This window comes from Priestia sp. D3YE.R1 (assembly GCF_049199565.1).
Classification (GTDB): Bacteria; Bacillota; Bacilli; order Bacillales; family Bacillaceae_H; genus Priestia; species Priestia aryabhattai.
This window is the reverse complement of record NZ_JBLTHW010000001.1, coordinates 2,255,892-2,268,292: the sequence shown is the minus strand read 5'-3', so window position 1 is coordinate 2,268,292 and position 12,401 is coordinate 2,255,892. Positions and strand designations below refer to the sequence as shown.

The window sequence follows — 12,401 nt, the reverse complement described above, 5'->3', positions numbered from 1 at the left end:
GCTCCGCTTCCCTTGTATATTCCTTCTTTTTATTCAGGGATTGTAGTATGGTTTGCTCTTTCTATGACAAACAAGATGGTTTTACAAAAAAACGCCTTCTTTTTCTATAAAACAAAAGACAGGCGTTTTTTTCTGTATGTAATTAACAATCTTGACTGAAGTCAGGGGGATTTTGAACGGATATAGAATCTGAAGAGACTTCTGTACTTATTTTTATAACAAAAAAGAGACGATTTCCGCCTCTTTTTTGTTTGTTTGTATTATGAATTTAGTTCATCTAAAATTGAATGCAATTCACTTAAATGTGTAATTTCGTAAGTAGGAATGACTTCATTTCGCTCTTTATCGTGACGATTAATCCATACAGATTTCATCCCAACGCGAGAAGAACCCAATATATCTGTCATTAAATTATCTCCAACCATAATTGCTTCATCTTTCTTTAAATCCATAAGTGATAAAGCGTGATCGAAAATAGACGGATCCGGCTTACCGCGACCAAATGCCCCTGAAATCACAATCTCATCAAAATATGGAACCAGTTCTGATGTAATGTCTAATTTGGTATTTTGTAAGTCAGGTGAACCGTTTGTTAACAGCAGCAGCTTGTACTTTCCTTTTAATTGATCAAGCACTTCAAACGTTTCTTCGTATACAAAAGGTGTTTTGCGGCGCTCTAACGGAAAACGCTCAGCTAGTTCCGCCCCAAAAGCATCATCGTGAATTCCTAGAGCACGAAGACCTCGAGTCCATGCTTCTTTGCGATAAGTAGGAACAATATCTTTCATTTTGCGGAATTCATCATGATCGTCTAAAAAATTCCCCCATAATCCTTCAAACGGATTAATGCCGATCATTTGCGTAAATTCATAGGTTTCATACGAAGCATATAATTCTCTTGCTTCCTTACGCACCGCTTCTTCTAGTTCTTCAGGTTTCAGATTATATTTCTCACTTGCATATGTACATGTTGCAACGAATGCTTCTTTTACGCTTTTTTGATCCCAAAGTAGCGTGTCATCTAAGTCGAAAAATACCGCCTTAATCATGGATGTGTGTACCCCCTACTGTTTTTGAAAAAGTTTAACTATTCTTACACTAGATTACAAGGATACACACAATAAGTCTAGTGTATTTGCAATTTATTCTACAAATTTATTTTTATAAGTCGTCACCTTTACAAACAAATTTACAGAAATTAAAAGAGCTGATATAATCACAGCAGGTATGTATGCAGGAGGTTTTATATGGAATCGTTAGAAGAAATATTCGGCATTCCCACAGTTCGTACAAGTAAGCGCTTAAGCAGAGTGGTTGCCGCACGCTTGCGTCCTTTTGGAATTACGCCAGAACAGTGGACCGTTTTAAAACGCGTATCAGAAGCTGAATATAGTACGCAGAAGCAATTAGCGGAGCGAGCAGATAAAGATCAAGCGACGTTGACTAAAATTTTAGATTTACTAGAAAAACAAAATTGGATTCAGCGTGTTAGAAACCCAGAAGATCGCCGCTCGTTTTTTATTCAAATAACAGAAGACGGCCTGCGTTTAAAAACAGAAGTGACGCCTGCTGTAGAGCAGGTATTTTCCGAATTAACATCCCAGCTAAACGAGCAGCAGGTGAAAATTTATACCGACACTTTACAAAAACTTGAATTCCGCGCCGAACAATTGCTTCAAGACGCAGAAGACCTGCGTTAAATACCCAAAACCCCACAGGTAACATTCTGCGGGGTTTTATACGTAGTTGGCGATGCATAGTACTTCTTTAATTTTTGAAATCACTTGTTTGGTTTCATCTGTTAAAGAGGTGAATTTAAAAGCGATGGATTCTGCGTTTGGATTAATGAAGGGTTCTTTGTTCGTATCTTTGCGGTAGTCTTCAATTTGTTCTAAACAATATTTTAAAATAAACGACAAGTTCGCACGTCGAAATCTCAAGCTGACAGTAGAAGGCCACCTTTTTTGAAACTGATTGCTTCCTTCATACTGAATAGCTCCGATATAGCGTTCTCCCGATAAAAAAGACTCTTTGCTTCGGTATAGCTGAACGGTTTGGGCTGTTCCGCTCCAGTCAATATAAATACCTGCTGTTTCACAAACTTCATATATGTAATGAAAAAGCTCCGTTACTTCTCCGAAATGGTAGTGAAGCGGATGTTTAGCCGTCATAGGTAGCTCCCTCCTTTATCGACTTTCTACCATTATATTGTAGGAAAAGTAACTTATTCATTTATCCAACTTATTTCATACGCATAAGCAGTAAAAATGAAAATATATTTACTTTTAGTTTACATAAAAATATTATAAGTAATTAGCGATAGCCCGATTTCCGAAAAGCGTCGTATACCGTATCCTCTTGAAGTTTTTCAAGATAAACGTTCGTTGTAGCAATAGAAGAATGCCCCACTACTTGCTTCACAACCGCAAGCGGAACGTCATTAGCTAAACTATTTGTAATAAAGGTATGACGAAACCAATGAGGAGAAATAGATGCGTTTCCTTTTACTTTATAAACAGCTGATTTAATCGTTCGATACAAAGTTGTATAGGATAATCGTTTTTTTTCGCCGGTACGATAGTATTCTTTAATGGAGTAAAAAAGCGGTTCGGTATCAAAAGGACTTAGTTCAGTGCTTTCATTTAACGCGTGCCGATAAGCGAAAAGTGTTTCTTTCACATCATCAAACACGGGAATCGTGCGTTCTTTTTTTCCTTTACCAATCACATCTACAACCAAATTTCCCCGGCGGTCTTCGCGGAAGCTTCCCCAATTTAAACTCAGCAGTTCACTTGAACGCATTCCACTCATGTACAAAAGCATTCCCATTAAGCGGTTGCGAGCTTTAAATTCCTTCTCATGCTGGCGAATGCGCACGACGGATTCTAACGCATTTACAATTACCTGCGCTTCGCGATCAGTTAGCTCTCGATACTCAGTGCGATTTTGTTTTTCCTTGTCGCTATAATGTCCTTTTGCAATAGATGGTTTTTCAATCCACGTCGTATACAGCGAAGGATAAAAATGAGTAGCGTGTCCAAACTCTAGCATTCTTCTAAAAAATTCTAGTTTTCTTGCAGCGGTGCGATTTGCATATTGATTCATCATTTCTTCATTAAATAATTTGACTTCCATAAACCCAATCGATTTTAATGTAATCTCTCGTTCATAGAAAAAAGACAGAATTGTTTTCATGTCTTGATTGTAAGATCTAATCGTATGAGGAGAAAGTGATTTTTTGATAATACGCATCGAAAAAAAGAGCTGAATAAATTCTTCATCTGAAACGTGCTTTAAATTCAAGTTGTTATCTTCATCCAACAGCTCTGCCTCTTCCCACTGCTCTTTAAGCTGACGAAACGAATTTTTTACAGGCGACAATTCAAATTCTTCCATTTTACCCCTCCTAATTATCGAAAATAAAGATATGCTTTTAAAATGAACCAGAATTAAATATAACGAACTTTTTTAAGGTCGGGATAAATACCATTAAAAGTTTCAAAAAACCTCTCAAAACTCAATTTAGAAAGCTTATTTTTTAAGGTTTTAATATAAATATCCATTATATGTAAAAATAATTCTATTTTCCGCTTATTTCTCTACTTTATCATATGAACGCTTGATAAGGAAGAGTTATCTTGCGTTAGTCAAGTAAAGGATAAGGAATTTAAAAACCATCTCTTCTTTTGGGCGAATAATGATTAAAAAAGGATGGATAGAAAAATTACCCCAGGCAGATGATCGGAAGGAGTTATCGTAATAGCCTCAAACCTTTTTATACTATCTGTAAATAAAAAACATCACGCAAAGCGTGATGTTTTTTAAAGGGATTCAATTTTAGTCAAGTGCAGCCGTTTATCGTTATAAGAAACGGTATACGTTCGATAGTACTCTTTTTCTTGACTTTGACCGTTCGTTGTAATTGAAATGACTTCTTTTGTTCGGATTGTATAGACCGTTTCACCTTCTTCTTCACTCGCGGTTTCGACGTCTAATACTGAATAGTCAACAAGTTCTTCTCGGATGTCTCTTTCATAAAGCATCTTCACAAGCTGCTTTTGATCATTCCATAAAACACTGTCTCGCTGGATATAAGGCTGTACGTGTTCAAATTTATTCGTGTTAATGGACTTTGTTAAATCTCGTAAATAATGTTCAATAAAAATATCTGCTGTTTCTTGATCAACCTTTTGGATATTTTTTAAATTAAACTCTTTTTCTTCCTTCTCTTCTTTTTCTTTTTCATCTTCTTTAAAATCGTCGATGCGCTGAGAACTGATTTTGCTGATGGCATATTTTTTATTATTCTCTTTAAAAATCAAGATTTCTTCCTTTTCCCCTTTTTCATTTGTGCGAGTAGTTTCACCTTGGTATGAAATGTCGCTAGAAGGATTAATTGACTTCACGTATTCCCTATATTCATCAGCCGTAATGTTGAGGTATTTTTGGTGATAGGTAACTTCATCCCATTCATTTAACTTCCATTGCTTATTTACGTATTTGAAATTCATGTAGATGGTCAGCCCGCCGCTTCCTTCTTTACTAATTGGCTCAATGGCTGACACCGAAAATTGTCCAGCATGATTGTTAATAAGTTCAAATCGAATAACATGATTAACATCAGGGAAAAAGCTCATATTACATTCTTTACAGTAGTAGTTAGTGGAGATACTTTTTAACTTTGTTGCAATTAAAGATGATGTTGCATATGGCGTTAGCGCTTTTTTTAGCGTTTCATAATCAGCAGGGTTAGATTCATTATCCCATTCATACTCTTCGCCCAATTCTTTATAGGTACTTGAAATTTTATTCATCGTCTCAACTGCAGTTTTTTCTGCTTTTTTTTCTGATACAAGATCAGGCTTGATAGATGACTTAGCTTGATCCTTTGGGATCACTTCATCTGAGGAAGGTTCGGTTGGTTTGGATAACTTAACTGTTTCTTTTTCTTCACAGGCCGCCAAAACCATTAGCAGCAGTAGAACGAATGCAATCGTCCATTTTTTATGCATAAGGTGTCCTCCTCAACGCCGAATTTAGTCTGTTCTTAAAATGGTCTTTAATTTTCAAACGTATCGAGCACGTAATCACCGCTTGGAATTCCCCATTTTGCCTTTTTATTTTGATCTGTTTTAGCAAGTAACGAAATGGAGTTTTCTTTAAGCGTAATGACAATGGTGCCTTTATTTCCTTGTCCATCATTTTCATATTTAATGGCTGCTTGGTTATTTTCAAAGCGAATATTTTTTTGTTCAACGGTTGACACGCGGATTTTGCTAGGAGGCTGGTACGAATTTATTTTAATCGTCGCTTCTGAGTTTGATGTAGCAAGAAATTGAATGATAGGAGATCCGTTATCATTGCCAGTGGTCCATTTTCCATCGTAGTCGTGTAAATCTGTTGTTTGTGTAGTGGGATTTTCAGTGTTTGTATTTGGTTTAGATGAAAAGTCGAATGGTTCTACACTCGATAACTTTAACGTATCGTTTTGGTAAACAGCTGTATAAAGGCGGTCACAAACTTTGCTGTAAGGATCTTTACCGGGCTGTTTTAATAAGCTTTCCTCGTGGGTTTGTATTTTAAATACATGGTTAGGTTCTTCATACCAATTGACAATATGAAACGTTTGCTTCTTCTGCTCGATGCCTTGTCGTGTGAAATTTTCAACAAGAAGATTCTGCTCTTTATAAAAAGAACTGTCCGCTTTCAAAAAAGCTTTTAGATCATTAAAAGAGTTTTCATCAATTGCTTTTCCGAACGCTGAAAAGTAATCAGTCATCCAGGCTGTGATAAATTTTCCGCTCATTGCTTCTTTATTCAAATCAATTGATTGAATGCTTTCTACCTGTGTTTTTGGTTCGTTTAGTACTTTTTTTGCATCTTTTTCTACTATCATTGTATTTCCGTCTTTTATTGTTTCTTCTTGTTGACAGGCTGATAACAGAATAGATGAAACAACCGTGATAATGATTGTATTACGTTTGTTCATCATAATTGCCCCTTCTTTATCTAATATAAATGTATGTATATTCTTCCAACAAACAGACCTAGTATATCATTCTACAAAAAAACGCTCAACCCTTTAATTTCACAAGAAAAACGGCTGCTGTAAAAGCAAGCCGTTTTTCTTCTTATTTAATAGATGCTTCTTGATATGAATTGGATGCCTCTTTTTTAAGCTGTCTTGAACCATAAAAAACATAGTAAATAATTGAAAGAAGGAAAATTCCAAGAATCACATACATTAAAGGTAAAGAAACACCAAACAGCATTAAATTTGTTGTAAGAACACTGTATTTTATAATGCTGTATAAGCACAGAATCCCTAATACTAAGGCAATGCTTGGCACTACCGGGTAATTCACTTTAAAAGGACGAGACAGGTTAGGTTCTTTTTTGCGTAAAATAAAAAGAGAAACTAAACTGATGCAGTACATCATCATTGCTCCGAATACAGATAAGATAATAAGGGCATTGGCAAACGTGGCAGATCCAGCACAAATCACACCGATTGCTCCTGGAATCAACAAACCGCCGACAGGAACTCCTTTTTTCTTCGTTTTAGCAAGAAATTTAGGAAAGTAACCATCTCGTGCAAGTGCATAGGTCTGTCTTGAAAACCCCATGATAATTCCATTTAAACTAGCAATCAATCCAAATAATCCAATAATAGCAACAACCGTTGAAATACCGTTTCCGTATACAGAAGACAGTGCCTGTGGAAGTGGATAATCGGCTAACTTACCGCTTCCTCCGCCAAGTCCTGCTGTTACAAATAGTGTAAACAACGTTGCGGTTGCTAGAGTAATAATTGCTCCAATAAACCCTTTAGGGATGTTTTTCTTAGGATTTTCCACTTCTTCCGCAGCCATCGCTCCGCCTTCTATTGCTAGATAAAACCAAACAGCGAATGGAATAGCTGCTAGTACTCCTGTTGGACCATTAATAAATGAATGATCGTTAAAGATATTTGATGTTTGTACATGAGGCAGACCAGCTACATAAAAAATAGATAAACCAATTAGTGCAACAATGGTAGCTGTAAGCTCAATCACCGCTACTTCTTTTACCCCGATTAAATTTAGTAAAACAAAGAAAATAAAGGCACCTACCGTTGCATATACAGGGTTAACTGCTGGGATAAGAAAGTGCAGGTATGCTCCTGTTGATACCGCAATAGCAGGAGGAGCAAAAATAAATTCGAGCAAGCATGCAATTCCGGCGATATATCCGCCAAAAGGTCCAAGTGCTCTTCTTGCATAAGCTGAAGGTCCACCGGCTTGCGGAATAGATGTTGAAAGCTCTGCATAGCTGAACATAAACGTCGTATAAAACACGGTTACAATCAAGGTTGCAATTGCAAGTCCGATAATCCCGCCTTGTTCAAACCCGTAATTCCACCCAAAGTATTGCCCCGAAATAACCATGCCGACTGAAATAGCCCATAAATGAATAGGTTTTAATTGTTTTTGTAACGCCATACCTTTTCCTCCTTTTGATGTTTAGACAATAAGATGTACACCGCTTGTTTGCTGCTTGATCATTTTGTTAATCATGGTACCGATATGTGCGGCTGCCTCAATAGGAGGCGTTCCTCTTCTATGAATATTAGAAATAACCATACGATCAGACTCTTTTTTCCCTTTGCTAGGTTCATAGCACATGTAAGCACTCATTGATTCAGCACTGACCAGTCCGGGTCGCTCTCCAATCAATAGTACAAGTGCTTTTGGTTTTATAATCTCGCCAATTTCATCCATACATGCAACTCGTCCTCCTTTTACAAAAAATGAAGTCCCGACACGAAGTCCATATGACTGCAGGGAATCAATTAAAGCAGGATACACGTCGCTCATGTTTTCTTCGATTGCCTTAGCGCTCAGTCCATCTGATACCACTACTTGTACATCAGGCTGCTGCACGCAGTTTTTTAAAATCTCTTTCTTAGCGTCATCTGCTAATAATCTTCCTTGATCCGGTCGTTTTAAATAATGTTCTTTTGACTCCACGCGTGTATTCACAGAAAAAAGATTAAATTCAGATAGAAGATTTTCTGAAACTACTCCATATACAGAGTCTACAGCTGCGGCGTGATCCGTACGAAAAGATAAAACGTTTTTTGTTAGCGGCCTTGTTCCCGTACGACCGACACCTATGCGGGCAGGGGTAAATTGTTTAAGTGTTTCAAGCGGATCGCGATTTGACTTTGGTATCATAGTAAGCACCTTCCTTAAATCAAATTCATAAAAATAGTTGGGTCTCCAGCTCTTGATGTAAAGCGTCCGTTTTCCATAATACGCTGATCTTCTAGCCATTTTTGAAATAAAGGCGTTGGGGTACGGCCAAGTACATGGCGCACGGTTGCGATATCATGATAACTAAGAGACTGATAGTTTAGCATGCAGTCATCAGCCATGGGCACTCCTATTACAAAGTTCACTCCAGCTGTTCCTAGAAGCATACTTAAATTATCCATATCGTTTTGATCAGCATCCATGTGGTTGGTGTAACATACGTCTACTCCCATAGGCAATCCGTGCATTTTGCCCATAAAATGATCTTCTAGCCCAGCTCGTAGGACTTGTTTGCTGTTATATAAATATTCAGGTCCAATAAATCCAACAACCGTGTTAACTAAGAAAGGCTTGTAGTGGCGAGCTAAGCCGTAGCATCTAGCTTCGAGCGTTACTTGATCAATATTATAGTGAGCTTCTGCTGACAGTTCAGAACCTTGTCCTGTTTCAAAATACCAGCGGTTCGGACCTTTTGCTGTACCTTTTTCATGAATTAACGCTGTTGCTTCATCGAGCATAGGCAGTGAAATCCCAAATGAGTCATTACCGGCTTCTGTTCCTGCTAAACTTTGAAAAATCAAGTCCGCCGGTGCTCCTTTTTCGATTGCTCTCATCTGACTTGTTACATGTGATAACACACAGTTTTGAGTAGGGATGGACCATTCATTGATTATATTTTTTGTTTCATTTAAAAGCGCGTAGATATTATCCGTTGTGTCAATAACGGGGTTAATTCCAATAACCGCATCCCCAATTCCATAGCTTAACGCTTCGTAGAGAGATGCTCTCATTCCTTTTAAGTTATCTGAAGGATGATTAGGCTGAGCTCTGGAAGCCAATACGCCCTTTTGGCCGATAGTCGTTTGACAAGTGGTTTGCACTTCTATTTTGGCTGCTCCTTGAATTAAATCTAAATTGGACATAATTTTAGTAGCTGCCGCAATCATTTCGCTGCTTAATCCTTTGCTAAGCGCAAGAAGGTCTTCTCCCGTATACTCATCAGATAAGATGTATTCTCTTAACTCCCCTACCGTCCAATTTTTTATAATGTCGTAAATCGATGAATCAATTTGACTTTCGATTAACGCCGAGACATTGTCTTCATCTGCGCTGAGCAGAGGGTAATTTCGAATATCAGCAAGTGTTATATCAGCTAGAACTTGTTTGGCTGCCATTCTTTCTTTCATTGACTCAGCGCTGACTCCTGCTAGCTGATCTCCAGAACGTTCTTCGTTTGCTTTGGCCATGATTTCTTTTAAGCTATAAAATGAAAATGTTTCTCCTAATAATCGTGTAGTTTTAAACATCGTTTCCTCCTTGTATATTTAGTGGGTTAGGATGAAAAAGCGAGCGTTTTAACGGAAACAGAGATTGCTTCTCCAGCTACTGGTAATCCAAGATCAATGTAATCTCCGTGTGTAAAATCAATTTGATCTAAACAAATAATTTCTAATTCTTTCTTCTGTTTGGCTAGTGCTTGTCCCAAAGCTTTTGCAATATCTTGCTCGCATAAAACAACGAGGCACTTAGCTCCCTTAAAACAAGCAATGAATTCAACGCTTATTACTTTTGCTAATTCTTGAAGCATCTTATAGCTGCAGTAAGGAAAATGAGATAAAGCAATAGCAGCGGGAGGATCTTCTGCACTGAAAACAATTGAAGCCTGCATACATGCCGTTCGAGCTCTTTCTTGAAACAGCTGCGGATTCCACTCCTCTTCTTGCTGTACGGGTATCTCTATAATCGGAATATTTTTCAGCGGCAGCCGTTTAGACCCAATGTATACGGTTGACCCGCTAACTTCTGTATTTTGCATGCCGGCTCCAATGACAGTAGCGCGCGTTGTTTCAGCGGCTTGAGATACCTGTATGGATTGAAAGTGATACGCTAGCAGCGGACCGATATCTCCGTGTACGGCCACTTCCTTCACTGTTTTTGGCTTTTGTTTCTTCATCATTGCTCCTATTCCTCCTGAAACCATGATTGTTTCCGGCTGTATAGAAGACCTTATATGAGGAGAAACGAGCAGCGAAGAGGTTTGAGTCAGTGCTCTTACATAATTCACGGTTTCTTCAGCTAGCAATTGACAGATAGAAGAGAGTTTTTCAAATGTTGCTTTTTCATCTTCATACAGCATCAAAGAATTATTTTTTAAAAATTCAGTTAAATAAGGCGAAACGTAGGTAACAAAACCATCTGAATTCAGACGAATTAATCTTCCGCCTACATGCAATGTGAACGTCTCTATCACTTTGGCATTTTGACATAAAGCGATGTTAGCGGTGCCTCCCCCTACATCGATATTAGCAATTACTCGATTTGTTTCAACAGAACGTTCGATTGCTCCCGATCCTTTTGCCGCTAACATTCCTTCTAAGTCAGCACCAGCTGTTGCAACAACAAAATCCCCGGCGTGTTCAGCTAGATAGTGAACGATACTCTCTGCATTTTGCTTCCGAGCAGTTTCTCCTGTAATAATCACAGCGCCTGCCTCCACTTGATCTAAGGAGACCCCTGCTTTTTTGTACTCTTTTTCTAGTAATAGTGTTAACCTTCGAACATCGATTTCAACTTCGTTTACCATAGGTGTTGTATAGATGGAACTTGCATACGTTACGCGACGATCAATAATTTGACAGCCTGGCAGCGTAAACTGGTTTTGTTGATTTGCTATTAACAGCTTGCTTACAATCAGTTTTGTTGTGCTTGTTCCAATATCTAACCCTATGCTCGTGATCCATTTCTGTATCATGCTATCAATCCCTTATCTCGTTTGAATATGGTGATTATCATAAAACAGTTTTTTGAATATTTCATTAACTATGTTATCAAACCTGACACACTTTCGTGTAAACAAAGGTGACAAATGACAAAAAAAGACTAAATCTTGGTAGATTTAGTCTTTTTTATTATGAGTGTGATTTAGTTACAATCATTCTTGATGCCGATGGAATTAATAGTGAAAGAATGATTAAGCAGGCTATTAATGACCCTACCATTGAAATACCGTTCATTGAAAAAGAATACCACAAAGCGGACATTCCCTTTGGCGCATATGATCCCCAAAAAATAATACCAGCAATAAAGTGCCAGAAATAGCGCGCGAAGCTGCCGATAATAAGGGATAGAACAATTAAAACAAAAGCTTTTGATCTGTTATTGTTAGCTAAATTTGTTTTGATAGATTGTGAAAAAACACCTCCAAAACCTATAAAAGCAAAAGCCACAATATATTCAATAAATGTTTGCAGCGCTGTTAAAATATAAGCCGTTCCTGTTGCTAACTGCAAAAGCCCCCATAATAGACCAGATAGAGCTCCGCCTTTTACTCCCCAGCGAAAGCACATAATAAAAATGGGCACCATGGAGAACGAAATACTCACAGCCGTTGCAATCTTAATGGAAGGCAAAAGATCAAGTAAAAGTGCCAATGCTGCAAAAATAGCTATTTCAATTTTAGCCTGTAAAGGTAATGCTTTATTCACGTTTCTCACTCCTGTTTTTGAATCATTCATATCAAACGGTTTACACAGGAGTAAGCAAATATATGCTACTATTCCCACATTCCTACGCTAGCGTTAACTAACAGGTTCGAAGGGTCTGAACAATTTGTTCACTCTCAGCACTGCGGCTCCCCCTGTGGTACGTTCGGATATTTATGTATTATGAAGACAATATTTATTATACCATATGTCACAAAATAGATTCGAGAGATTTCAAAGATGTTTCTATTTTCTGAATCTATTTTTTATAATGACAATCGTTTTAGTATTTGATATACTTCTTTTATGTCAATTGAATATAAAAAACCCTCATCCTAATCGATGAGGTAGAGGTCGCAGTTTTTAATAGTAAAGTAACGGAAATGCAGAGAACATTTATGATGTTGCTTGAAAGGAAAAATTGCCGAAGTTTAGATCATTTCTCGGTTGATTTAAGCTGGGGCTGTCTCCGAACAGGAACAGAACTGTCACATCATGCGAATGATGTGAAGAGCTATCTTCACGGAAGGTTGACGCGGTTTTCAGATTTAAAAGCGCGCACATATACTGCGGGCTTTTTTTATGTTATCCCGTCTCTTTCCGTACATTCGAAAGGAGTATTTAT

The 12,401-nt window shown here is 37.8% G+C and carries 11 protein-coding genes and 2 riboswitches; of the genes, 1 reads left to right on the top strand and 10 read right to left on the bottom strand.

What is annotated here, in order from left to right; translation table 11 throughout:
* Positions 1 to 260: 260 nt before the first annotated feature.
* The gene (locus tag ACOZIR_RS12070) at positions 261 to 1,049 is read right to left on the bottom strand and encodes an HAD family hydrolase (RefSeq protein ID WP_013057222.1); all 789 of its coding nucleotides are present in this window, start codon (positions 1,047 to 1,049) and stop codon (positions 261 to 263) included.
* A 198-nt stretch (positions 1,050 to 1,247) separates the two neighbouring features.
* Here ACOZIR_RS12070 and ACOZIR_RS12065 point away from each other — a divergent pair, with 198 nt between their 5' ends.
* Positions 1,248 to 1,700 carry a MarR family winged helix-turn-helix transcriptional regulator gene (locus tag ACOZIR_RS12065; RefSeq protein ID WP_060745525.1) on the top strand — a complete coding sequence of 151 codons (453 nt, stop codon included), beginning with the start codon at positions 1,248 to 1,250 and terminating at the stop codon, positions 1,698 to 1,700.
* A gap of 36 nt (positions 1,701 to 1,736) precedes the next feature.
* Here ACOZIR_RS12065 and ACOZIR_RS12060 read toward each other — a convergent pair whose 3' ends face one another.
* The 9 genes from ACOZIR_RS12060 to thiT all read right to left on the bottom strand — a co-directional run bounded on the left by ACOZIR_RS12060 (position 1,737) and on the right by thiT (position 11,809).
* Complete coding sequence (locus ACOZIR_RS12060) at positions 1,737 to 2,171, bottom strand: hypothetical protein (RefSeq protein WP_013083346.1); 435 nt, start codon at positions 2,169 to 2,171, stop codon at positions 1,737 to 1,739.
* A gap of 142 nt (positions 2,172 to 2,313) precedes the next feature.
* Positions 2,314 to 3,396 carry a tyrosine-type recombinase/integrase gene (locus ACOZIR_RS12055; protein WP_310878650.1) on the bottom strand — a complete coding sequence of 361 codons (1,083 nt, stop codon included), beginning with the start codon at positions 3,394 to 3,396 and terminating at the stop codon, positions 2,314 to 2,316.
* A gap of 425 nt (positions 3,397 to 3,821) precedes the next feature.
* A complete protein-coding gene (locus ACOZIR_RS12050; protein WP_045294502.1) occupies positions 3,822 to 5,012 on the bottom strand; it encodes a TcaA NTF2-like domain-containing protein in 1,191 nt (396 codons plus the stop codon).
* A 47-nt stretch (positions 5,013 to 5,059) separates the two neighbouring features.
* Complete coding sequence (locus ACOZIR_RS12045; RefSeq protein ID WP_045294504.1) at positions 5,060 to 5,992, bottom strand: TcaA NTF2-like domain-containing protein; 933 nt, start codon at positions 5,990 to 5,992, stop codon at positions 5,060 to 5,062.
* Positions 5,993 to 6,131: 139 nt separating this feature from the next.
* Positions 6,132 to 7,481: an ethanolamine permease gene (gene eat / locus ACOZIR_RS12040; RefSeq protein WP_421535619.1), complete on the bottom strand. Its 1,350-nt coding sequence runs from the start codon at positions 7,479 to 7,481 to the stop codon at positions 6,132 to 6,134.
* A gap of 21 nt (positions 7,482 to 7,502) precedes the next feature.
* Positions 7,503 to 8,216 (bottom strand): ethanolamine ammonia-lyase subunit EutC, encoded by a 714-nt coding sequence (eutC, locus tag ACOZIR_RS12035; protein WP_328121446.1) that lies wholly within the window; start codon positions 8,214 to 8,216, stop codon positions 7,503 to 7,505.
* 14 nt (positions 8,217 to 8,230) lie between these two features.
* The gene (locus tag ACOZIR_RS12030; protein WP_328121444.1) at positions 8,231 to 9,601 is read right to left on the bottom strand and encodes an ethanolamine ammonia-lyase subunit EutB; all 1,371 of its coding nucleotides are present in this window, start codon (positions 9,599 to 9,601) and stop codon (positions 8,231 to 8,233) included.
* A 26-nt stretch (positions 9,602 to 9,627) separates the two neighbouring features.
* Positions 9,628 to 11,046, bottom strand: a complete 1,419-nt coding sequence (locus ACOZIR_RS12025; protein ID WP_328121442.1) for an ethanolamine ammonia-lyase reactivating factor EutA — start codon at positions 11,044 to 11,046, stop codon at positions 9,628 to 9,630.
* Positions 11,047 to 11,203: 157 nt separating this feature from the next.
* A complete protein-coding gene (thiT, locus tag ACOZIR_RS12020) occupies positions 11,204 to 11,809 on the bottom strand; it encodes an energy-coupled thiamine transporter ThiT (protein ID WP_049817120.1) in 606 nt (201 codons plus the stop codon).
* 32 nt (positions 11,810 to 11,841) lie between these two features.
* Positions 11,842 to 11,942, bottom strand: a riboswitch (TPP riboswitch).
* 174 nt (positions 11,943 to 12,116) lie between these two features.
* Positions 12,117 to 12,301: riboswitch (Lysine riboswitch) on the top strand.
* The last annotated feature ends 100 nt before the right edge of the window (positions 12,302 to 12,401 follow it).